Origin of the sequence: Mesorhizobium sp. M7A.F.Ca.MR.362.00.0.0 (assembly GCF_004023175.1) — a bacterium.
Classification (GTDB): Bacteria; Pseudomonadota; Alphaproteobacteria; order Rhizobiales; family Rhizobiaceae; genus Mesorhizobium.
Map to the genome: position 1 here is coordinate 1 of NZ_RZTF01000890.1, position 572 is coordinate 572.

The window sequence follows — 572 nt, forward strand, 5'->3', positions numbered from 1 at the left end:
CGTTCAGCAGACCGAGGTCGCCATCGGCTGCGCCGGCCTCAACCGCATGCTAGCCCGGAAAATTCTTGACAGGTTGGCGGATGTGGAGCAAACCGTTGAAATGACGTAGGATTTGGTTGCTTAAGCCGATCCGAACCATTTCCCGGAGACCACACCCGCCATGAATGATCATACGCTGCCGCTGAGCGGTTTGTCATCAATTGGCGGCAAGTCTGTCGTCGCCCGCTTTGACGGCGGCATGCTGTCCTCGAACAGTGGTGTTCTGGCTCTGGCCGAGGTGGAAAAGCGGCTGCGTGTGGCCGACCGCCTGGCGCGCTGCATCGATGATCCGCGCTGTCGTCCACAGCTTGGCGGACATGATCGGCTTTCGCATGAAGATGATCGCCGCCGGCTACGAGGATGGCAATGACGCCAACCGGCTGCGCTGCGATCCGGTCTTCAAGATGGCCCAAGATGCGCTGCCGTCGGGTCGGATTTGGCCTCCCAATCGACGATGTGCCGGCTGGGGAACCTGCCCGGCGTGCAGGAGCTGCTCGCGATGGGCCGGGCGATGGTCGACCTCTACTGCGCCT

General features: G+C 62.1%; 1 pseudogene. It reads left to right on the forward strand.

Annotation, left to right across the window (positions count from 1 at the left end):
* Positions 1-160: 160 nt before the first annotated feature.
* Positions 161-572, forward strand: a pseudogene (locus tag EOC06_RS38350) (transposase); the annotation flags it as partial.